Genomic DNA, 20,588 nt, shown 5'->3' on the forward strand with positions numbered 1-20,588 from the left:
ACATGAGCGCTGCCGCTATTACCCACAGAAAAACGCTACTATTAAAAGGCATCTCTAATAACGACAGGAGCTTGGAGCACGCGGTGAGTATTCACTACTATCTGGAAGGTTATTCGGCCGACAGTTTGAAGTCGCGACGCTATGAACTGCGCCAATTGCCAGCGGTGGCAGGCCGGCATGCCGATTGTGCTCTGCAGTTGAATATGGAGAGTGTCTCTCGCCAACACGCTCGCTTTGAGCTCCTCAACGGCAAGTTGCTGGTCACCGACTTGGGCAGTACCAATGGTACTTTCGTCAATCGACAGTCGATCACCGAGCCCACTGAACTCGATCCCGGGGATGTACTGCATTTAGGTGATCACGAATTTCGCTTAATGGTCGAGTCCGACTCGCACACCCAGATTGCCCGTGACTCTACCCGGGTCGGTATCGGCAACCTTCCCAGCCAATTCCCGCTGCACACCCGTGAATTTTTTGAATTGCTGCAACAGCGTCTGGTTCACGGCTATAAACAGGTCATTACTCATAATGACGGCACCCCTTTTGGCTATGAACTTTTGGGGCGAGGGGCGCACCCTGTCATAGGTGAAAGTCCGGCGGTGTTGTTTAATTTGGCCGAAACCCTCGACTCTGAGGTAGCTCTAAGCCAGCTTTTCCGGCAAGAATGTTTTGCAGACGCCGCCAAAGCAAAGCTCGATGTGCCATTATTTTTTAATACCCACCCCAATGAATCGAAGGACTTCGATACGCTACTGAGTGAGCTTACCCGTTTGCGCACACTATTCCCCATGCTCACGCTAGTGTTCGAGGTGCACGAGGCGGCTATTACCGACCTCGATGCCATGGCCGAGGTTAGGCGTGCTCTAAATAAGCTCGACATCGGGCTGGCCTATGATGACTTTGGCGCGGGCCAAGCGCGGCTATTAGAAGTGGTAGAGGTTCCCCCAGATTACCTAAAATTCGATATTGCACTGGTGCGCGATCTCGAAGGGTCCACCACTGGCCGCTACCAACTGCTATCGACATTAAATGAGCTTATTTGCGGGCTGGGTATAAAAACTCTAGCCGAGGGCGTCGAAACCGAAAGAACGGCTCAGTTGTGCCGGGAGATGGGCATTCATTTAATTCAAGGGTTTCTCTACGGTCGGCCCGGCCCCATAATTGAGTCGTAATCAAGCCAAACCACATGTAGGTTCAGCCCTGTTGAGCCCCACCACGCCACATTGGTAATACATAACGAATCGGGGCCAAGGCTCGAATATGAAATGCATCGCTCATCGCGGATACAGTGCACCAGATAGACCAGAAAATTCATTAGCGGCTATCCAAGCTGCCCTGGATTTAGGTGCGGACGGTATTGAAATAGACCTTTGGTTTTATCAAAACCGTTTTTGGGTCTACCACGATCGGCGCCTGCCGCAATCTAACAACGCCCGAATTGACACGCTTACCCGAGCTGAGCTGAATTCTGTTCGCCTTAGTAACGGTGAGCCGCTGGCTGACCTTTACGACGTATTACGTCTTGTTAAGGGCCGCTGCCTGCTTAATTTGGAGATAAAGAATGCCGGCGGGGCCAATGCTTTAGCCAAGGCGCTAGACAGCGCCTGCCGCGAGCATCAATTAACTCGGGAGCATTTAATACTCTCAAGCTTCAATCACCACGAACTATTTGCCTGCCAACAAGCCCTACCCAACATAAAAATTGGGGTATTAATGGCGGGGTTAAGTCTGGATTATTCTGCTTGCGCCAGCGCCCTGCAGGCTTATTCGTTTAATAGCCATATCGACCTAACGACGCCGGCATTGATAAACGATATTCATAGAAGGGGTATGCAAAGCTGGGTTTATACGGCGAATTATCCGGAGGAATGGCGCGAACTGGCCCAGTGGCGCGCCGATGCGGTTTTTACCGACCGCACAGAGCAATGTCTTGCCACAAAATTATAGCGCGCGACGCATCACATTGACCGGCTGCTTAGCAATGCGAGCTTGGCGCACAAGCTGCCAGCCGCGCTGGTGATAAAACTCGGTCTGTTCACTGGCCATTAACCACAACTCTGACTCACCGACACCGCGTGCAAACGCGGCCACAAAGTCCACCAGTTGTGTTCCCACCCCCGTGCAGCGAAAGTCGGGTTGCACATACAAATTGCTCAACCATAAAGGTTCGGGCTCAGGCTCTTGGCTCGCAATGGGTGTTAAGTGGTAGCTGACTAGACTGATGCACCCCACCAGATGGCGAGCATTTAGTGCCAGCCATGTTTGGGGGATAGCGTTGTCGGTAGACAAATGTTTGTGCAGGCGAGTCTTGCGCTTGGCAAGAGTGGTCTGAATGCCCTGACGCAGGCATTCACGATGGTGCCAAGCGGCAACCTGATCGAGCAAGTCCGGCCTTTGGCGTAAGGTTTTAATGGCGACGTTCGTCCCTGAATCGAACGCCACGACATTATGACTTGGTGTCAAACCACTGCACATCTTCACCGTGCGCCTGTTTATCGGCGTGATAAGAGGAGCGTACCAGTGGTCCGCAAGCGGCGTGTTTAAAACCTAGCTCATTGGCAAGTTCGGTGTATTCGGCGAACTCATCCGGGTGAACATAGCGTTCCACCGGCAAGTGATCCCGCGAAGGCTGTAAGTACTGACCGATGGTAATCATGTCGATTTGATGCTCACGCATATCGCGCATCACCTCGATAATCTCTTCTTTGGTTTCCCCTAAGCCGACCATTAAGCCCGACTTGGTTAAGACATCGGGACGGCGTTTTTTATATTCCGCCAATAGCTTAAGGCTCCACTTGTAGTTGGCGCCAGGGCGAGCCTGGCGATACAAGCGAGGAACGGTTTCCAAATTGTGGTTAAACACATCCGGCGCTTCGCGCTCCAGAATGTCCAGCGCAGGCTCCATACGACCACGGAAATCTGGCGTCAGGATTTCCACCTGAAGTTTGGGTGAGCGCTGGCGCGACTCGCGGATGCAGTCGGCAAAATGTCCCGCTCCGCCATCGCGCAAATCATCGCGATCGACCGAAGTAATCACGACATATTTAAGCCCCATATCGGCAATAGCCTCGGCCAACTGGGTGGGCTCTTTGCTGTCTAACGGGTTGGGTTTACCATGGCCTACATCACAAAAGGGGCAGCGGCGGGTACAGATGTCACCCATAATCATAAAGGTGGCTGTACCGCCCGAGAAACACTCACTCAAATTGGGGCAGTTGGCTTCTTCACACACGGAAGATAGGCCATTTTTACGCAGCAATTTTTTAATTCTATCCACCTCTGGCGAAGCGGGTACTCGTACCCGTATCCAGTCGGGTTTGCGAGGAATGTCGTTGGAATCGCTGGCGATCACTTTTACCGGTATACGCTCTACTTTGTCAGCATCGCGCAGCTTCTCACCTTGCTTGTGGCGGCGAGTACGTTTCACCGGTTGAATATCGGGGATATCGGTGGTCATAGAAAACTCTTTAAATAGTAGACGGGTCGGCGTTTTGCGCCGCGAGCATTATACCGGTTTTGTCGAACAATTTCTGTACAAAACAATCCACCCAGCGCGACTGCACTTGCTCCATAGAGGGCGCAAGCCCGAGCTGGCGGGTCATATCGGTCATCGCCATGCCCGCATACCCACAGGGGTTAATTTGGGCAAAAGGCGATAAGTCCATATCCACGTTAAGCGCCAAACCGTGAAAGCTGCAACCGCGGCGCACTCGTAAGCCTAGCGAGGCTATTTTGCTATCATCGATATACACACCGGGTGCATCGGGTTTGGCGTAAGCGTTAATATCGTAGTGTTGGAGCAGCGCAACCAAGCTCTGCTCCAGCACGGTCACCAGGTCACGCACCCCCAGCTTGAGCCGGCGTAAATCCAGCAGCGGATAAGCCACCAGCTGGCCTGGACCGTGGTAAGTAACCTGACCGCCGCGATCAGACTGGACAATCGGTATATCATTTACCGAGAGTAAGTGCTCACTTTTTCCAGCCTGGCCTTGGGTAAACACCGGCGGGTGCTCAACCAACCAAAGCTGATCGAGACTCTCGGAAGTTCGCTGGTTGGTAAAATCCTGCATGGCTTGCCAGACCGACGGATAGTCGCGCAGCCCGAGAGACTTTACCGCAAGAGACTTCGCCACAGAAGAAAACTCGTTCATTAGAGAACGATTTTCACAACTGGATTGGCCCGCAAATCTTGATGAATCGCTTCCAATTGCTCAATGCCTGTAGCGGTAATATAGACCGTTATCGATTGATAACGCCCTTTACCACTGTCTTTGATTTTCAGTCGAGTAGCGTCGAAGCTGGGTGCGTGCTTTTGCATCACCTCGATTACGGTGGATTTCAAGCTCTCGCCAGCCTCACCCAATACCTTAATCGGGTAGCCGGGGCAGGGAAATTCAATTTTAGGGGGTTCTTGCTGAGTCATGCGGCCTTCAACAGTCTTTAACGAGCCCGCTATTGTAGCAGGTTTATAGCCATTAGCCGTATATCGCCGTGGGCGTGCGCCCACGGCTCAAGGGGTGTTAGCTCAATAAACTGGCAATAAAGAGTTTGATTGCGTCAATCAAACGGGCAAATAAACCGGCCTGTTCCACCTCGTGGGAGGCAACCACCGGCAAAGTCGCCAGTGTTTCACCGTTGAGCGTTAGAATCAGCTGCCCCAGCTCGTCGCCCTTAGCAATGGGCGCTTTTAAGGTTTCAGCAACGGTCAGGTTAGCCTCAATGTTGTCGCGGCTGCCTCTGGGGATGGTCATAATGACATCTTCGTCCACCGATAGCGCCACTCGATCGGACTTACCATACCAGACCGGCGCGCTCTCCAGTTCGGCGCCCGCGCTGTAGAGGGTGGCATTCTCAAAATAACGAAACCCGTATGCGAGCAGCTTTTGGGTTTCTGCCGCCCGGGAAGATTCAGTTTTGGTGCCCATCACTACCGAGATTAAACGCATATTGTTGCGCTTAGCCGAAGCCACCAAGCAGTAACCTGCCGCTTCGGTATGACCAGTTTTCAAGCCATCGACGGTGGCATCACGAAAGAGTAAGCGGTTCCGGTTGGGCTGGTTAATTTCGTTGTATTCGAAATACTTCTCCGCGTAGAGCGGATAATACTGAGGGTGGTCTTCAATAATGGCTTTGGCCAGCAGCGCCAAATCCCGAGCCGTGGTCAGGTGCCCCTCAGCGGGCCAACCGGTGCTATTCACAAAGTGCGTATTATTCATACCCAATAAACGGGCTGACTGGTTCATCACATCGGCAAAAGCATCTTCACCTCCGGCGATATGTTCTGCCAAGGCGACACTGGCATCATTGCCCGATTGAATAATAACGCCACGGAGCAAATCCATGACCGGCACCTGTGTACCCTCGCGCACAAACATTTTGGAGCCACCCATTTTCCAGGCTTTTACACTCACATTGACGAGGTCTTGCTCTCCTAACCGGCCGTGCTCCAGCTCATTGGTGACGATATAACTGGTCATCATTTTGGTCAGGCTTGCTGGTGGCAACTGCTCATCTGCATTATGCTCAACTAAAACCTCACCGGTATCGGCATCCAACAGTAAATAGCCAGTCGCCGCTAATTGTGGTGGTGCCGGGATCAATACCTGCTGCGCGTGAGCGACGACAGAGAGTGTGAAAATTCCTGCGAAGGAGAGTATTTTGGATAGCATGTCTCGACCGTTTACACCCGTTTCATTGATTAAAAGTATCACGTAGTTTACCGCAATCTAGCGCCATTCGGCACCCGCCCGCCTCACATTTAAAATTTTTGCTGCCCTAAAGCACTCATTTGTCATACTAGTCGTTAACAATATGACTGGTGCGATAGCCCACCTCATTAAGACGCTCACGTACTTGGTTGACTTCTGTCATCCCCTTTAACGGCCCTATACGGACACGGTACAGGGGTTTGGCCGCCATAAACTCGCTGATAAATACGCGCGCATCTAACAGATCGGTAATATCATCACGCAGCGCCGCTGCATTGTTCGAACTGCCAAAAGCCCCTACCTGTAAGTACACACCACTGGCCTCGGTTGCAGCTCGATGCTCGGGGCGCAATGGCGGGGGCGGTACATCGCCGGGAACAATAATCTCCACTTCAACCGGCCCCGTACCCGCGCTGGCAATACCCAGCTTTTGCGCTGCAGCATAACTTAGATCAATGATTCGCCCTTCGTGAAACGGACCACGATCATTGACGCGAACCACAACGCTGCGGTTATTATCCAAATGTGTCACCCGCACGTAGGAGGGGATCGGTAGGGTTTTATGCGCTGCGGTCATACCGTACATGTCATACACTTCGCCATTGGAGGTGTCGTGACCGTGGAATTTTTTCCCATACCAAGAAGCAATACCGCGTTCTTTGTAGCGAGTTTCATCTTCTAACAAGTAATAAGTTTTGCCTAAAACCGTGTAAGGGTTTTTATTACCAGCACGGGTACGCGGCTCATATTTAGGTACGGCGTCGGGAATATGGCTAACATCGATATGTTCATCGGGGCCAGTGTCATGTTTCATGGAATAGCGAGAGTTTTGACTTTGCGAGCAAGCCACCAGCGTTAGTACCATTGCCCATACGACCCACTGCAAACAAACCTTCATTGTGGCTTTTTCTCCTGTATTTTCTCAAACCCCTGCCGATAAATAGCTTGCGCCAATTGGTGTACGGCCATAGCATAAAGCGCACTGTGGTTATAGCGAGTGATGACATAAAAGTTATTAAAGGTGAGCCAGTATTCAGTGCCCAACTCCCCCATCAATGCAAGGCTGTTGGCTTGGCTGGCGGCATCAACAGCAATGACCGGTTGTAAGCCCCGAGCTTGCCAGTCGGCAACAGTAAGTGACGGCGGAGCGATGGAAAGAGGTTCATCCAGCACAATTTTGTTTTCAGGCCTTGCTCGCACGCCCACCCACTGCCCTGCTTGCCAACCGTGCCGGTGCAAATAATTGGCCACAGAGGCAATGGCATCTGCTTTATTTTGCCAAATGTCAGGCCAGTCGTCGCCACTAAAATCGACCGCATACTCTCGATAGCTGGAGGGCATAAATTGCCCCAACCCCATGGCGCCGGCGTAGGAACCTTTGTTTATCAGTGGGTCTTGATTATGCTCACGGGTAAGTAGGAAATATTGCTCTAGTTCTTTGCGGAAAAAATCACTGCGCGGCGGATAGTCAAAAGCCAGTGTACTCAACGCATCAATTACCCGATGCTTACCGGTAAATTTTCCATACAGGGTTTCCACCCCAATAATGGCGACAATATATTCAGCGGGTACGCCATAAGTGCGTTCCGCTCGCTGTAAGGCTTGTTGGTTATCTAACCAAAACTGCACACCGTTATCGATACGCTGGGGTTGCAAAAAAATCGGGCGATACTCGGCCCAGGTTTTGGTTTTTTCCGCCGGACGGGCTATGGCATCAAGAATAGATTGTTGTTGTTTTGCTTCAGCTAAAATGGCCAAAACTGGCTCGCGCTCAAAATGATGTTCCTGCACCATACGGTCGATAAACACTTGAGCATTTGAGTGTTGAGTATAGTCAGCATTAGCACAGACAGGCCAAAAGCAAAGCCATACAGCCCACAGCCAATAAGGGCGTTGGTATATTTTCATCGAATCACCTTACGCGGCTCGGTGGCAATAGCCATTAAAATACCAAAGCCAATCATTAGGGTCACCAGGGAGGTCCCGCCCTGACTAACCAAAGGCAGAGGCACACCCACTACGGGCAACAAACCAGATACCATACCGATATTGACAAAGACATACACAAAAAATGTCAGAGTAATGCTTGCAGCCAACAGCCGACCAAAACTATCCTGCGCCCGCAGTGCAATCGTCAAACCGCGCGCAACGACCAATAAATACAAACCCATCAACATCAACACACCGATCAAGCCAAACTCTTCAGCGAGCACAGCAATAATAAAATCCGTATGCCCTTCGGGCAAAAATTCTAAGTGTGACTGAGTGCCCTGCAGCCACCCTTTGCCTGGCACACCGCCAGAGCCAATAGCGGTTTTGGATTGGATAATATTCCAACCGGCTCCTAAACGATCAGCCTCTGGATTCAATAAAGTTAATACCCGGCGTTTTTGATAATCATGTAAAACAAATTGCCACAACGGCCAAATACTCAATACCGTAGCGCACAGGGCCGCCAATATATAGCGCCAAGAAATACCAGCGTAAAACAATACCATCAGGCCCGAAGCCGCCACCAAAATTGAAGTACCCAAGTCTGGCTGTTTAATGATTAGCACCACAGGCATCGCTACAAAAACAAGTGTCCAAAAAATGTGTTTGAACGCAGGAGGAAGATGGCGCTGCCCCAGATAGGCCGCAATGGCGACAGGCATGGCTAATTTCATTAATTCCGAGGGCTGGAAACGAAAGCCGCCGATACTCAACCAACGCTGCGCACCTTTGGCGCCAACACCATAAAAAATCACTAACACTAGCAAACCCACTGCCACCACATAGGCCCAAGGTGCTAAACGCCGCATAAAATGCACGGGCACTTGCGCGACAACAAACATCGCAATATAAGCGATAATAAAATACACCCCTTGGCGCTTTATCGTTCCGGTCGACTGATCACTGGCACTGAATAAAACAACCAACCCTCCAGCGGTGATGGTTATAAGCAGCAACAGGAGCCAAAAGTCCAAATGGATGCGCTGCTGCAGACGATCTCGCCGTCGCAAGGTTTGATCCGATTCGGGGAGGCGGCGTAAGAAATCTTGGTTAGGCATTAGCGACTCTCACGGTTCAGCCAGTTGTCGAACAATCGGCGCGAAATTTTTGCCGCCGATGAGCTAGACTCGGCGTTTTCCAGAATAACAGCCACAGCAATCTCCGGCTTATCAAAAGGGGCATAGCCAACAAACAGCGCATGATCCCGATTGCGCTCCGACAGCGCGTCTGAGTCATATTTCTCTCCCTGCGCAATCGCCACCACCTGGGCGGTACCAGTTTTACCGGCCATTTCATAGCTTGCTCCACCACTGATACTTTTGGCTGTGCCATGTCGTCCGTGAATTACTTCGCGCATGGCGTCGAGCACGACATCCCAATGCTCTTGTGCGACATCGACACTTTGTACTAACTCAGGCTGTTTGGCCTCTGCGCCCACCTGACTCACCACTTGTGGACGAAAATGTTTGCCTTGATTCGCCAAGGTGGCCGTCATTACCGCCAGCTGCACGGGCGTCGTCAACACATCTCCTTGGCCAATAGAAACATTCAGGCTGTCACCTGGGTACCAACCCACGCCGCGAGCACCGCGCTTCCACTGTTTGGAGGGCCATAACCCGCGGCGCTCACTGGGGATATCAATCCCGGTTTTTTCCCCCAAACCAAATTGATCGCCAAAATTATGCATTCGATCGATGCCGAGGTTATGCCCTAGATCATAAAAGTACGTATCACAGGATTCGACAATCGCCTGTGTGATATCTACCTCACTGCCGTGCCCCTGACGTTTCCAGTCTCGGTACAAGCGGTTATCATTTTTGAGTCGATAGTAACCAGGATCATAAATCGTATCTTGCGGGGTAATCACTTCATGATGTAAACCCGCCAAGCCAATGACAGGTTTAATTGTGGAGCCTGCCGGATATTGCCCCTGTAAAAACCGGTTGAACAATGGCAAATCTCGCGATTGGTTTAATAAACGGTAATCTTTATAGCTAATACCGGTTACAAATAAATTGGCATCAAAACTCGGGGCGCTAATAGCGGCCAGTACACCACCGCTGTTCACATCAATGGCGACCACCGCCCCGCGCCGCCCGTCCAATGCTTGGTACGCTTCGCGTTGCAGAGCCGTATCCATATGCAACACGATATCTTGCCCGGGTTTAGGGGCTCGACTGTCCAATACACGAAGCACACGCCCCCGAGCGTTAGTTTCGACGTTTTGGTAACCTACCTGCCCAAGCAGTTGTTGCTCGTACTCGCGCTCAAGACCAATTTTACCAATGGAATGGGTGCCGATATATTGTTGATATACCTCTTCGCTGAAGCCGGCCAACTCTCTTTCATTAATTCGTCCCACATACCCCAAGGTATGTGCAAATAATTCGCCGTGGGTATAGTTGCGTACCAACTGAGCATGCACCTCGACCCCATCAAGCCGATACTCATTGACCGCCAACCGAGCAATTTCTTCTTCTGTTAAGTTATAGCGCAAAGGCACAGGGTCAAATGGGCGGCGCTTTTGCCGCAGCTGATCGTTAAACTTTTCAATATCATTGGCAGAGACATTAACCAGCCCCCCCACCACTTCAAGCGTTGCTTCCAAGTCGGATACCCGCTCGTAAACGATAGATAGGGTATAGCTGGCGCGGTTTTCGGCTAACAGTTCACCGTTGCGATCGTAGACAAGACCGCGAGTTGGGGGGATAGGCAATACATGTACGCGGTTGCGATCCGACTGGGTAACGTAATCTTGGTGATGAGTCACTTGCAGCGAATAGAAACGCGTCACCAGCAAGCCGGTTAACAATATAATGAACACAGCGGTAAAGACCGTACGAGCAATAAAAACTCTCGCTTCACGATGGTGGTCTTTAAAATGACGTGCGTCAGACATGCAATTCCAGCAGGTTCATTATAGGGTTTTATTTATGGTAGGGATGGTTATGTAAAACCGTCCAAGCTCGATACAGCTGTTCCATCAACAATACCCGCACCAAAGGGTGTGGCAAGGTTAACGCTGACAGTGACCATTTTTCATCGGCCAGTGCTAAAGCCTTGGCCGAAAGGCCGTCGGGCCCACCCACCAATAAACTGATCCCTTGCCCATCCATGCGCCAAGTGGCCAGTTTCTCTGCCAGTTTTTCAGTACTAAAACTGCGGCCCTGGACATCGAGGGCGATGACGCGATCGCCTTTACCGATGGCGGCAATCATAGCCTCCCCTTCACTTTCCATTGCCCGGGGAATATCCGCGTTTTTGCCTCGTTTAGCCAGTGGCAACTCAACCAGCTCAACACTCATATCACCGCGCGGCAAACGCTTAGCGTATTCCCCATAGCCCTCTACTACCCAGCTGGGCATGCGGGTTCCCACGGCAATCAATTTGATGCGCACGGAGCTAATCCTTATTTAGTCAGCAGAGCGACCGGCAGGTTCCACCGACCAAAGTTTTTCCAGGTCATAAAACTCTCGGGTATCGGGCTTCATCACATGCAGTACGATATCTCCAAAATCTACCAACACCCATTCACCACCTTCCAAGCCTTCCACCCCCAGAGGCTGAAAACCCGCTTGTTTGGCATCTTCTACGGCACTGGAAGCCAGTGATTTAACATGGCGATTAGAGGTGCCCGAGGCAATCATTAATACATCCGTCACGTCACTTTTACCGCGCACATCGACTTGGGTTAAATCTTTCGCTTTTAAATCGTCCAATGCACTGTGCAGAACGTTAATTAATTTGTCAGTCATACCTTACCTTTTACGAAGAATGAGCGTCGGCCGAATACAGGCCGTGCTCGGAAATATAGTGCCGAACGGCATCGGGAATTAAATACTGTGTTGAGCGCCCCTGGGCTGTGAGCTCACGCACTTCTGTGGCACTGATATCCAGTAGGCGCGCCGATAAATGCACTACACTACCCGCCGGTTTTTCTGCCAAAACGCCCACCTCTGCTCGGTGAACCCGGTCGTATTCGGCCAGCTCCGCGTCAGGTTTAAACGAATAACCTGGCCGCGCCACCACTAACAGGTGTGCCTGAGTCAAAAGTTCGCGCCAACGGTGCCAGCGAGGCAAACCCAAATAGGCATCAATCCCCATCACCATAGTCAGCGATGCATCGTCACCAAGTTCGCGCCGCAGCTGAGTCAGGGTATCGATCGAATAAGTGGCACTACCGCGCTCCAACTCACATCGGTCCAACTGCAGAACATCGCACCCGGCAATAGCCTGGGCCACCATTTGCGCCCGCCGGTCACTGCTAACGGTGGGTTGCTGGCGATGCTGCGGTAAATGGCAGGGCACTAAACGCAATTGCTCAAAGCCCACCGATTCCACCAAATCCAAGGCCAGCCGCAAATGACCGTGATGAATCGGGTTAAAAGTACCGCCTAGTAATGCGATTTTACGCCGCATTAGGTGCGAATATGGCCATCGCCCAGCACGAGCCATTTCTGCGAGGTTAACCCCTCCAGCCCCACGGGGCCACGCGCGTGAATTTTATCGGTGGAAATGCCAATTTCAGCCCCCAGACCATACTCAAAGCCATCGGCAAAGCGCGTTGAGGCGTTAATCATCACCGAGCTAGAGTCGACCTCGGTAATAAAACGGCGGCCGCGAGTGTAGTCTTCCGTCACAATTGATTCTGTATGTTGCGAGCTGTACTGTGCGATATGGTCCATCGCTTCGTCCAGCGAGGCCACCACACGGATCGCCAATACAGGCGCCAAATATTCGGTTGCCCAATCTTCTTCACTCGCCGCTTTAGCGTCAATCAAGGCGCAGGTTTTCGCACAACCGCGCAGCTCCACCCCCTTTTCCAGATAGGCGGTAGCAAGTCTGGGTAAGATCGCAGGCGCGACAGACTCATCCACCAGTAAGGTTTCCATGGCATTACAAACACCATAGCGATGAGTCTTCGAATTCAAGGCAATGCTGTAGGCTTTGTCCAGGTCGGCCTTGGCATCGATATAAACGTGGCAGATGCCATCCAAATGTTTAATGACGGGCACGCGAGCATCGCTGGCGATACGCTCGATCAAGCCTTTACCACCGCGCGGTACAATCACATCGATATAGTCGGGCATGGTGATCATTTCACCTACCGCGGCGCGATCCGTGGTTTGCACGACTTGCACGCACCCCAGCGGCAGACCTGCCTCAGCCAGGCCTTTTTCAATACACTGAGCAATGGCTTTATTGGAGTGAATCGCCTCTTTACCACCGCGCAAAATAGCCGCATTGCCGGACTTCAAACATAAACTGGCCGCATCGATGGTGACGTTGGGACGAGATTCATAAATAATCCCGACCACCCCGAGAGGCACTCGCATTTTGCCCACCTGGATACCACTGGGGCGAAAACTCATATCGGTGATTTCACCACAGGGGTCAGGCAAGGCTGCGACCTGAAGCAAGCCTTCAATCATGCCATCAATGGTTTTTGGCGTCAGCGCCAAACGATCCAGTAAGGCAGCATCCAGGCCATTATTGCGACCGGCGGCCAAATCTTTGGCATTTTCTTGTGTTAACAGCTCGCGATTGGCATCGAGGGCACGGGCCATCGCCTGTAGCGCTTCATTTTTCACCCCAGTGCTGCTTGCCGCCAGTACACGCGAAGCCGCTCGCGCCTCGACACCCAGTCGAGCCATGTATTCTTTGACAGAAACCTTATCCAACATCATCCAACCTGTAGCCGTTTTCATATAATGGTGGCAATTATACCTGCTTAAGGCCCTTTCATACTATTTGAGTATGCCCTCAAAACGACTTATTACCCCAACTGCGACACCGATGTCGCCTCTTCGTGACGTTTACTGCATTCTCAGTTCGAATTGATGCTTCAGTTTCCGTTCAGACTACTTACGTCAGACTGAGCCTGAACTGGTTAATATCTGGAGAATGACAATGAAATATCTTCCATCCTTTACCGTATTTTTGGCAGTCTCGACCCTAACCTTGAGTGGCCATACCCAAGCCCACCAGCCACGCGCAGATTACGGACTGGTGATACATAGTGAGCCTGTGTATGAGACCCGTGTGAGCCGTCAACCGGTGCAGCACTGCACATCCTCAAAAGGCTCGCGGGCACACACCGTCATCGGTGGTGCTATCGGCAGCATAGTTGGCCTGCATCAACAACGCGACCACAAAGGTGCACTGATTGGCGGTCTGATCGGGGCTGGAATCGGCCACAGTATTGATCGCCACTCAACCTCGAAGCTGCGCCACTGTAGCACCCAATTCCAAACCCAACGCCAAACGGTTGTGACCGGCTATCGAGTCACCTATCGCTACCATGGAGACACCTATAGCATGGTGACACCTCACAAGCCGGGTCACCGAATTGAGCTGCACGGTCGCCAAACCCCCAAACATGCATCGCACCACAGACCGCAAAGGCACCATCGATAGTGCTACAATAACACCACCAAAGCAGCTGAAATCGCAACCATGAAACCACTGTTACTTAGCGCTATTTTCTCTTGCCTGTTATGCATCAACGGGGCGGCCTGGGCCAGCCCAGTTACTAACACGCCCTATTTAACAGCGGCCAAGTGCGCTATTAGCGCCGCCCAAGCAAGCCAAATTGCCCGCAAGAAATACGGCGGCAAGGTGATTGATGTCAAGGCCATCAACCTGAAAGGTCGGCGCGCTTATCGGGTGAAGATTTTGCAAAAATCGGGACGAATACACTCGGTTATCATCGACGCGGCTAATGGCCGCCCAATGGGGTAACCCCTATGCGACTGCTCGTAGTCGAAGACGAAGTAACTTTAAACAACACCATCGTAGAGAAATGCCAACAAGCGGGCTTTGCCTGTGACAGTGCCACCGATGGCCGGGAAGGCCTATTTTTAGCCAGTGAAAACCCCTATGATCTGGCCATTATTGACCTCGGTCTACCCGAAATTGACGGTATAAGCCTGATTCGCCGGCTGCGCGAGCAAAACATCCTCTACCCAGTATTCATTCTCACCGCACGCGACGCCTGGCAAGATAAGGTTGAGGGGCTCGAGGCCGGCGCTGACGACTATTTAACCAAACCCTTTCACCCCGAGGAATTGATGGCGCGGGTGCAAGCGCTACTGCGCCGCGCTCACGGCTTGGCCAAAAACGTCGCTCACTTTGGTCCTTTAGCGCTAGACACCCAGGCCAAGACCGTTCGCCTGGATGGCAATATCATCGAGCTGACCAGCTACGAGTACAATACTCTGGCCTACCTAGCGCTCAACACCGGCAAAGCCATTTCCAAAACTGAACTGACAGAGCATTTATACGATCAGGATTTTGATCGCGACAGCAATGTTATTGAGGTGTTTATCGGCCGGCTGCGCAAAAAACTCGACCCCGATGGCAGCCTCAATATGATTAGCACTCAGCGCGGGCTGGGTTATCGTTTTAACCTGGAGCAAAACGGCTAGTGGCTCAAACCACGCTAAAAGCCCGCTTGCTGGTCGGCTCGTTGATAGTATTGCCGCTGGTATTGATTTTAGCGGGCCTCGCGCAAGACCGAGCCTATCGCAGCAGCTTATCAGCCGCCGAGCAAGTCCGCTTAGAGCGCTATTTTTATTTGCTATTCTCTTTGGCGGAAATGGATGGAGATTCACTGAATCTGCCCAGTGTACTGATTGAACCCGATCTGGAACAAACCAACTCCGGCGTCTATGCTTTTGTGTATAACGCACAGGGTGATTTAATCTGGCAGTCTAGCTCTAGCCGCTTGATTGAGCCGACCCCCGGAGCCGGTGTTTTTGGCGCTCAACCATCTCCGGGCGAGCTTGTTCTCTCGCACTTGCCGACCGACGCTGAAGATAGCTTCTACGCCAGCTTTGATGTTTTGTGGGAAACGGACCGAGGTGTTACAAATCCATACCGTTTTGCTCTGGTACACAGCGGCGAAAGCTACTACAGTGCCCTTAAGGCCTTCCGCCAGCAGCAGTGGCGCGGTCTTTTACTCGCCACTGCATCGGTGATATTCATACAGGCTTTACTGCTTGTCTGGGCGCTGCGACCACTCAGTTATTTAGCCCGTGCGCTGGGCCAAATGCACCGGGGCGAAACCGCTCAATTACGCGGTGAATACCCAGGTGAAATACAAGAAGTAGTCACCCGGCTTAACCGGGTTCTGCAAAGCGAAAGTCATTTGCGCCAACGCTACCGAGACAGTTTGAGCGATTTGGCTCACAGCCTTAAAACGCCGCTGGCAGTGTTAAAATCCGCACCGATACCCGACGGGGCCGGCGTGTATGGACGCCAGGTGCTTGAACAAATCGAAAGGATGGATCAAGTCGTGAAATATCAATTGCAACGCGCCGCTAATCAACACGGCTCAGGGACTCGCAGCCGTATTTTACTTACCGAGGCGGCAGAGCGTATTACCGCATCATTAAAAAAAATCTACCGCGATAAAAACATCAACTTCACGATTGATGTCCCCGCGAGGTTGGCGTTTGTCGGTGATGAACAAGACTTATTGGAAATACTCGGCAACTTGCTCGATAACGCCTGCAAATACGGCCAGGGACAAGTCACCTTAAGCGCTCAGCTACAACAAGAGCAATTGCAGATTACGGTGGACGACGACGGCGACGGTATTGCCGAAACCTTGCGCGACAATTCTCTGGAGCGGGGCCAGCGCTTGGACACCTCCAAACCCGGCCAGGGTATAGGGCTGGCTATTTGTGCCGATATCGCCGCGGGTTATCACGGCCAATTAAAAATATCTCGCTCGCCTTTGGGGGGAGCGCGCTTTACCGTCAAGCTACCCGGGAGCGAAGTGAAAGATTAACACTAAGAGATGGATACTCATTTAGAGCTTCCACTTGATACCACACCCCAGGCTAGGTACTTGCCGATCACTGACTTTCTCTTGAGCGGCAAGTGCCCGGGCTGCAGCCAAAACATCCACGCCATTGACCGGGGTGTCATTACCCGGCCGGGCAGCATCAATCTGCCCACGGTAGGCCAGATTTAAATTGCCATCAAACAAAAAGAAGTCGGGTGTGCAGGCGGCATCAAACGCTTGCGCCACGGTCTGGGCCTCATCGTACAAATAGGGGAATGGGAAATTGTGGTGGGCCGCAAAAGCCACCATTTTGTCGGGGCCATCCTCGGGGTGCTGCACCGCGTCATTGGAACTTATCGCCACCGTACCGATCTCCAGTGCTGATAATTCTCGCGCTAAGGTAGGTAGATAATCGGCAATATGCAAAACAAAGGGACAGTGATTGCAAATAAACATCACCAACAAACCATTGTTCTTGACGCTATCTCGCAATGGGTATGAGTCTCCGGCGCCGTCGGGCAGCAGCACCTCTGGTAGAGCTGTACCCAGCGGCAGCATGTTGGACGGTGTACGAGCCATATGACCTCCTCGATTATAGTGTCAGCTCATTTAACCGCCTCAGCGCACAAATGTAAATGCACCCAAACACGCAAAAGGCCGGCAAAGCCGGCCCTATGTATGCAAACCCCTACCGCAAGAGGCTAGGATTTATCTGAGTTCTTTTGCTCCTGCTGCTCCTGCTGTACTTGCTCTTCAATCTCTTCATAACTGCCGTGACGCACATCTTCACCCATAACCAGGTAAACCACATACTGAGCAATATTGCGCGCGTGATCGCCAATACGCTCCAACGAGCGCAGAGACCACATGATATTGAGCACACGAGTAATACTGCGCGGGTCTTCGATCATATAGGTGATCATTTCGCGCATGGCGGTACTGTATTCCATGTCTACCGTTTTGTCGGTTTGCACCACCTTAAGCGCCACATCCAGATCCAGACGCGCGAAGGCATCGAGCGAGTCGTGCAACATACGCGATACATGCTGGCCGATATGGCGCATCTCTACGTAGCCACGCGGTGCCGCGCCATCGCGCCCCAGTGCCATAGCCTGGCGGGCTATCTTGGCTGCTTCATCACCGATACGCTCTAAATCTGTGATCGCCTTAGTCACCGTGATTACCAACCGCAAATCGCCCGCAGCCGGCTGACGTTTGGCCAGGATACGCGCACACTCTTCGTCAATAGACACTTCCATCGAGTTTACTTTGCGGTCACCGCGCACAACTTGCTCAGCCTTCTCGATATCCACTTCGATCATAGCCGTAATCGCGTCGTTTACCTGACGCTCGGCCATGCCGCCCATTTCCGACAGATGAGTTTTGATGTCATCCAGCTCAATGTTAAACTGTTGAGAAATATGATGAGTATGACTGGTAATTTCCATAGCGACCTTCGCTTGTTTCAAAGGGTCATAATGACCGGGTGTTCATTCCTGTCAAGGCAAGCAATTAGCCGTAACGCCCTGTAATATAATCTTCTGTTTTCTTCTTGCTCGGGTTGGTAAACAGGGTGTCTGTATCACCAAACTCAATCAGATCCCCCATATACATAAAGGCCGTGTAGTCCGATACCCGCGCAGCTTGCTGCATGTTGTGCGTCACAATCACGATGGTGTACTTATCTTTTAACTCGTAAATCAACTCTTCAATCTTAAGGGTTGAAATTGGGTCCAATGCCGAGGCCGGCTCATCCAACAGAATGACTTCGGGCTCGATGGCGATTGCGCGGGCAATCACCAAACGCTGCTGTTGACCGCCGGACAAACCAAATGCATTGTCGTGCAAACGATCTTTAACCTCATCCCACAAGGCCGCGCCGCGCAGAGAGTTTTCAACGACGGTGTCGAGCACTCGCTTTGATTTTACCCCCTGCAATCGCAACCCATAGGCCACATTTTCATAAATAGATTTGGGGAAGGGGTTGGGCTTTTGAAACACCATTCCCACCTGGCGGCGCAACTCGGCAACATCCACACCCGGCGCGTAAATATCACTGCCATCGAGCACTATTTCACCCTCGATACGGCAGCTATCCACCAAATCATTCATTCGGTTGAAACAGCGCAGCAAAGTAGACTTACCACAGCCCGACGGACCAATAAAAGCCGTAACCTTCTTCTCAGGAATCTGTAAGCTAATATTTTTCAATGCTTTATCAGAGCCGTAGTACAAGTTGAGGTCTTTCACCTCGAGCTTCACTGTTTCATTATCCATAGGGTAAGTATCTGTAGTTGCAAAAGTCTGTTGGCTGCCTAGTTGTTCACCGGCGGCCTGCTCAGTGGCTTGACCGCTATCGGTACTTATGTCGCTGCGTTCGACAACATCTGTGGTTTCTAACATGATTTAGTCCCCGTGATCAATCGGATGCACTGCGATATTTTTCCCGCAAGCTGTTGCGGATGCGAATCGCGGTCAGGTTTAACACAATAATTAACAACACCAGAGTCAGTGCCGTGGCATATACCAGCGGGCGCGCGGCCTCAACGTTGGGGCTTTGAAAACCCACATCGTAAATATGAAAACCCAGATGCATAATTTTCTGGTCGAGGTGAAGATATGGGTAATTGCCATCAATCGGAAGCGATGGAGCCAACTTGACCACACCTACCAACATCAATGGCGCCACCTCACCCGCTGCGCGGGCAATCGCGAGAATTAAGCCGGTCATCATAGCCGGTGTCGCCAGGGGCACTACCACTTTCCACAGAGTTTCCGCCTTAGTCGCACCCAGCGCTAAAGAGCCTTGACGGATAGTGGTCGGTATACGGGACAAACCCTCTTCGGTGGAGACAATAACCACCGGCAGGGTCAGCAGGGCCAGGGTTAATGAGGCCCAAAACAAGCCGGGGGTACCAAACGTCGGCGCCGGTAGAGACTCGGGATAGAACAACTCATCCAAACTGCCACCGAGAAAGTACACAAAAAAGCCCAAACCAAACACACCGTACACAATGGACGGGACACCGGCGAGGTTGTACACCGAAATTCGTATCAGGCGAAGAATAGGCCCTTGTTTCGCGTATTCACGCAGGTAAATCGCCGCCAGAACACCAAAGGGCGTCACAATGATGGACATCACCATTACCATGGTGACAGTACCAAAGATCGCGGGGAAGATACCCCCTTCGGTATTCGCTTCGCGCGGCTCGTCGGTTAAGAACTCCCAAAAACGCTCCACGTATTGGCCCATTTTGCCAAACACACCCATGGCGTTAGGCCGGGTCACACGCACAATGTTTTGCAGTGCAATACTGGTCTCTTTGCCACTGGCTATGGTGGCCAAAAGGCTGTCTCGCTCGAGCAATTTGTACAAAGCATCGCGCTCTGCCTTCACTTCCAGATACTGAGCATCCAACTCCGCCCGTTGAGCGCTAAACTCTGCCTCGGCTTCGGCCATGGTGGCCGAATCTGCGTTTTGTAGCTCCAGACGGCGCTTGTCCAAACGCATACGCTCTAGCTTATGGTTGATTCGCCCAATATCGACTTTTTCAATATGGTTGATGTCAGAGTGAAGATCGACACTACGCTCCACTCGCTGGGAAAGCTCCTGCCAAAAGTTTTCATCATCGATAGTGGCAATCACTTTACCGTTTTCTGTCAATGCCTGAGGAAAACCGTAAAAGTTGCCCCACTCCCGACGTTCAATTGATACTGCGTTCTCGGGGTAATTCAGCTCGCCCATACCTGTTTCAAGGTACCAATTAAAATCGCGCGGGCTGACATCGCGATTACCCTCTTTAATCAAAAAGCGGGTAATCAATTCAACATCGCTCGCGACTTCATAACCGCCATCGCGCGCAACAGCCGCCGGAATGACCTCCGAGCGCACCCGCTCACCCAGGATGGTTTTCTCTTGGCCCGCTTTATTAATAATGGTGGTTTGCATAATATCGGCCGGCCAAAAATGACCGAAACCGCGAATGGCAATCAACCCGAGCAGGCCGACCACCATCACAATACACAAAGCCACCGCACCGCCATTAAGCCAAATCCAGGGGGCACCACTTTTCATCCAATTTTTCATTTCGTGATCG

The 20,588-nt window shown here is 51.8% G+C and carries 23 protein-coding genes; 6 read left to right on the forward strand and 17 right to left on the reverse strand.

Annotated elements, in window-relative coordinates; genetic code table 11:
• Positions 1–2: 2 nt before the first annotated feature.
• The gene (locus tag Q4563_RS06205; protein ID WP_215977922.1) at positions 3–1,172 is read left to right on the forward strand and encodes an EAL domain-containing protein; all 1,170 of its coding nucleotides are present in this window, start codon (positions 3–5) and stop codon (positions 1,170–1,172) included.
• Positions 1,173–1,260: 88 nt separating this feature from the next.
• A complete protein-coding gene (locus tag Q4563_RS06210) occupies positions 1,261–1,947 on the forward strand; it encodes a glycerophosphodiester phosphodiesterase (protein ID WP_303603982.1) in 687 nt (228 codons plus the stop codon).
• On the opposite strand, the gene Q4563_RS06215 is transcribed toward Q4563_RS06210, so the two are convergent.
• The 13 genes from Q4563_RS06215 to Q4563_RS06275 form a co-directional block, all read right to left on the reverse strand.
• Complete coding sequence (locus tag Q4563_RS06215; protein ID WP_215977924.1) at positions 1,942–2,463, reverse strand: GNAT family N-acetyltransferase; 522 nt, start codon at positions 2,461–2,463, stop codon at positions 1,942–1,944. The genes Q4563_RS06210 and Q4563_RS06215 overlap by 6 nt on opposite strands.
• Entirely contained in the window at positions 2,447–3,457 is a 1,011-nt protein-coding gene (lipA, locus tag Q4563_RS06220; protein WP_215977925.1) for a lipoyl synthase, read from the reverse strand. Before lipA ends, Q4563_RS06215 begins: the two co-directional genes overlap by 17 nt.
• 10 nt (positions 3,458–3,467) lie before the next feature.
• Positions 3,468–4,151, reverse strand: coding sequence for a lipoyl(octanoyl) transferase LipB (gene lipB, locus Q4563_RS06225; protein WP_303603983.1), 684 nt, complete (start codon positions 4,149–4,151; stop codon positions 3,468–3,470).
• Entirely contained in the window at positions 4,151–4,423 is a 273-nt protein-coding gene (locus Q4563_RS06230; RefSeq protein WP_215977927.1) for a YbeD family protein, read from the reverse strand. The genes lipB and Q4563_RS06230 overlap by 1 nt, the downstream gene beginning before the upstream one ends.
• 97 nt (positions 4,424–4,520) lie before the next feature.
• The gene (locus Q4563_RS06235; RefSeq protein ID WP_215977928.1) at positions 4,521–5,669 is read right to left on the reverse strand and encodes a D-alanyl-D-alanine carboxypeptidase family protein; all 1,149 of its coding nucleotides are present in this window, start codon (positions 5,667–5,669) and stop codon (positions 4,521–4,523) included.
• Positions 5,670–5,796: 127 nt separating this feature from the next.
• On the reverse strand, positions 5,797–6,606 hold the full coding sequence (locus tag Q4563_RS06240) for a septal ring lytic transglycosylase RlpA family protein (protein ID WP_303603984.1): 810 nt from the start codon (positions 6,604–6,606) through the stop codon (positions 5,797–5,799).
• On the reverse strand, positions 6,603–7,616 hold the full coding sequence (mltB, locus tag Q4563_RS06245) for a lytic murein transglycosylase B (RefSeq protein ID WP_303603985.1): 1,014 nt from the start codon (positions 7,614–7,616) through the stop codon (positions 6,603–6,605). The genes Q4563_RS06240 and mltB overlap by 4 nt, the downstream gene beginning before the upstream one ends.
• The gene (gene rodA / locus Q4563_RS06250; RefSeq protein ID WP_215977930.1) at positions 7,613–8,758 is read right to left on the reverse strand and encodes a rod shape-determining protein RodA; all 1,146 of its coding nucleotides are present in this window, start codon (positions 8,756–8,758) and stop codon (positions 7,613–7,615) included. Before rodA ends, mltB begins: the two co-directional genes overlap by 4 nt.
• Positions 8,758–10,599 (reverse strand): penicillin-binding protein 2, encoded by a 1,842-nt coding sequence (gene mrdA, locus Q4563_RS06255; RefSeq protein ID WP_303603986.1) that lies wholly within the window; start codon positions 10,597–10,599, stop codon positions 8,758–8,760. The genes rodA and mrdA overlap by 1 nt, the downstream gene beginning before the upstream one ends.
• 28 nt (positions 10,600–10,627) lie before the next feature.
• On the reverse strand, positions 10,628–11,098 hold the full coding sequence (rlmH, locus tag Q4563_RS06260) for a 23S rRNA (pseudouridine(1915)-N(3))-methyltransferase RlmH (protein WP_303603987.1): 471 nt from the start codon (positions 11,096–11,098) through the stop codon (positions 10,628–10,630).
• 15 nt (positions 11,099–11,113) lie between these two features.
• Positions 11,114–11,455, reverse strand: a complete 342-nt coding sequence (rsfS, locus tag Q4563_RS06265; protein ID WP_215977933.1) for a ribosome silencing factor — start codon at positions 11,453–11,455, stop codon at positions 11,114–11,116.
• A 10-nt stretch (positions 11,456–11,465) separates the two neighbouring features.
• On the reverse strand, positions 11,466–12,119 hold the full coding sequence (nadD, locus tag Q4563_RS06270; protein ID WP_215977934.1) for a nicotinate-nucleotide adenylyltransferase: 654 nt from the start codon (positions 12,117–12,119) through the stop codon (positions 11,466–11,468).
• The gene (locus Q4563_RS06275) at positions 12,119–13,408 is read right to left on the reverse strand and encodes a glutamate-5-semialdehyde dehydrogenase (protein ID WP_303603988.1); all 1,290 of its coding nucleotides are present in this window, start codon (positions 13,406–13,408) and stop codon (positions 12,119–12,121) included. The genes nadD and Q4563_RS06275 overlap by 1 nt, the downstream gene beginning before the upstream one ends.
• Before the next feature lie 202 nt (positions 13,409–13,610).
• Between Q4563_RS06275 and Q4563_RS06280 the strand changes: the two genes are divergently transcribed.
• The 4 genes from Q4563_RS06280 to Q4563_RS06295 are packed head-to-tail and all read left to right on the forward strand — an operon-like array spanning position 13,611 to position 16,494.
• Positions 13,611–14,117 carry a hypothetical protein gene (locus tag Q4563_RS06280; protein WP_303603989.1) on the forward strand — a complete coding sequence of 169 codons (507 nt, stop codon included), beginning with the start codon at positions 13,611–13,613 and terminating at the stop codon, positions 14,115–14,117.
• A 39-nt stretch (positions 14,118–14,156) separates the two neighbouring features.
• Positions 14,157–14,441 (forward strand): PepSY domain-containing protein, encoded by a 285-nt coding sequence (locus Q4563_RS06285; RefSeq protein WP_215977936.1) that lies wholly within the window; start codon positions 14,157–14,159, stop codon positions 14,439–14,441.
• A gap of 5 nt (positions 14,442–14,446) precedes the next feature.
• Positions 14,447–15,127: a response regulator transcription factor gene (locus Q4563_RS06290; protein WP_215977937.1), complete on the forward strand. Its 681-nt coding sequence runs from the start codon at positions 14,447–14,449 to the stop codon at positions 15,125–15,127.
• Entirely contained in the window at positions 15,127–16,494 is a 1,368-nt protein-coding gene (locus Q4563_RS06295; RefSeq protein WP_215977938.1) for an ATP-binding protein, read from the forward strand. The genes Q4563_RS06290 and Q4563_RS06295 overlap by 1 nt, the downstream gene beginning before the upstream one ends.
• A gap of 21 nt (positions 16,495–16,515) precedes the next feature.
• Here the strand turns inward: Q4563_RS06295 and Q4563_RS06300 are convergent, their stop codons facing one another.
• The 4 genes from Q4563_RS06300 to pstA form a co-directional block, all read right to left on the reverse strand.
• Complete coding sequence (locus Q4563_RS06300; protein WP_215977939.1) at positions 16,516–17,070, reverse strand: thioredoxin family protein; 555 nt, start codon at positions 17,068–17,070, stop codon at positions 16,516–16,518.
• Between the two features lie 122 nt (positions 17,071–17,192).
• Positions 17,193–17,939, reverse strand: coding sequence for a phosphate signaling complex protein PhoU (gene phoU / locus Q4563_RS06305; protein WP_215977940.1), 747 nt, complete (start codon positions 17,937–17,939; stop codon positions 17,193–17,195).
• Positions 17,940–18,003: 64 nt separating this feature from the next.
• Positions 18,004–18,894: a phosphate ABC transporter ATP-binding protein PstB gene (pstB, locus tag Q4563_RS06310; RefSeq protein ID WP_442903729.1), complete on the reverse strand. Its 891-nt coding sequence runs from the start codon at positions 18,892–18,894 to the stop codon at positions 18,004–18,006.
• Between the two features lie 16 nt (positions 18,895–18,910).
• Positions 18,911–20,578 carry a phosphate ABC transporter permease PstA gene (gene pstA / locus Q4563_RS06315; protein ID WP_303603990.1) on the reverse strand — a complete coding sequence of 556 codons (1,668 nt, stop codon included), beginning with the start codon at positions 20,576–20,578 and terminating at the stop codon, positions 18,911–18,913.
• Positions 20,579–20,588: the final 10 nt, after the last annotated feature.

It is taken from the genome of Gilvimarinus sp. 1_MG-2023, assembly GCF_030548285.1.

Bases quoted from the DNA above. Each gene is read 5' to 3' on its own strand.
- Q4563_RS06205 (WP_215977922.1), top strand. From the start codon at position 3: ATGAGCGCTGCCGCTATTACCCACAGAAAAACGCTACTATTAAAAGGC.
- Q4563_RS06210 (WP_303603982.1), top strand. From the start codon at position 1,261: ATGAAATGCATCGCTCATCGCGGATACAGTGCACCAGATAGACCAGAA.
- lipA (WP_215977925.1), bottom strand. From the start codon at position 3,457: ATGACCACCGATATCCCCGATATTCAACCGGTGAAACGTACTCGCCGC.
- lipB (WP_303603983.1), bottom strand. From the start codon at position 4,151: ATGAACGAGTTTTCTTCTGTGGCGAAGTCTCTTGCGGTAAAGTCTCTC.
- Q4563_RS06230 (WP_215977927.1), bottom strand. From the start codon at position 4,423: ATGACTCAGCAAGAACCCCCTAAAATTGAATTTCCCTGCCCCGGCTAC.
- Q4563_RS06235 (WP_215977928.1), bottom strand. From the start codon at position 5,669: ATGCTATCCAAAATACTCTCCTTCGCAGGAATTTTCACACTCTCTGTC.
- Q4563_RS06240 (WP_303603984.1), bottom strand. From the start codon at position 6,606: ATGAAGGTTTGTTTGCAGTGGGTCGTATGGGCAATGGTACTAACGCTG.
- mltB (WP_303603985.1), bottom strand. From the start codon at position 7,616: ATGAAAATATACCAACGCCCTTATTGGCTGTGGGCTGTATGGCTTTGC.
- rodA (WP_215977930.1), bottom strand. From the start codon at position 8,758: ATGCCTAACCAAGATTTCTTACGCCGCCTCCCCGAATCGGATCAAACC.
- mrdA (WP_303603986.1), bottom strand. From the start codon at position 10,599: ATGTCTGACGCACGTCATTTTAAAGACCACCATCGTGAAGCGAGAGTT.
- rsfS (WP_215977933.1), bottom strand. From the start codon at position 11,455: ATGACTGACAAATTAATTAACGTTCTGCACAGTGCATTGGACGATTTA.
- nadD (WP_215977934.1), bottom strand. From the start codon at position 12,119: ATGCGGCGTAAAATCGCATTACTAGGCGGTACTTTTAACCCGATTCAT.
- Q4563_RS06275 (WP_303603988.1), bottom strand. From the start codon at position 13,408: ATGAAAACGGCTACAGGTTGGATGATGTTGGATAAGGTTTCTGTCAAA.
- Q4563_RS06280 (WP_303603989.1), top strand. From the start codon at position 13,611: ATGAAATATCTTCCATCCTTTACCGTATTTTTGGCAGTCTCGACCCTA.
- Q4563_RS06285 (WP_215977936.1), top strand. From the start codon at position 14,157: ATGAAACCACTGTTACTTAGCGCTATTTTCTCTTGCCTGTTATGCATC.
- Q4563_RS06290 (WP_215977937.1), top strand. From the start codon at position 14,447: ATGCGACTGCTCGTAGTCGAAGACGAAGTAACTTTAAACAACACCATC.
- Q4563_RS06300 (WP_215977939.1), bottom strand. From the start codon at position 17,070: ATGGCTCGTACACCGTCCAACATGCTGCCGCTGGGTACAGCTCTACCA.
- phoU (WP_215977940.1), bottom strand. From the start codon at position 17,939: ATGGAAATTACCAGTCATACTCATCATATTTCTCAACAGTTTAACATT.
- pstB (WP_442903729.1), bottom strand. From the start codon at position 18,894: ATGTTAGAAACCACAGATGTTGTCGAACGCAGCGACATAAGTACCGAT.
- pstA (WP_303603990.1), bottom strand. From the start codon at position 20,578: ATGAAAAATTGGATGAAAAGTGGTGCCCCCTGGATTTGGCTTAATGGC.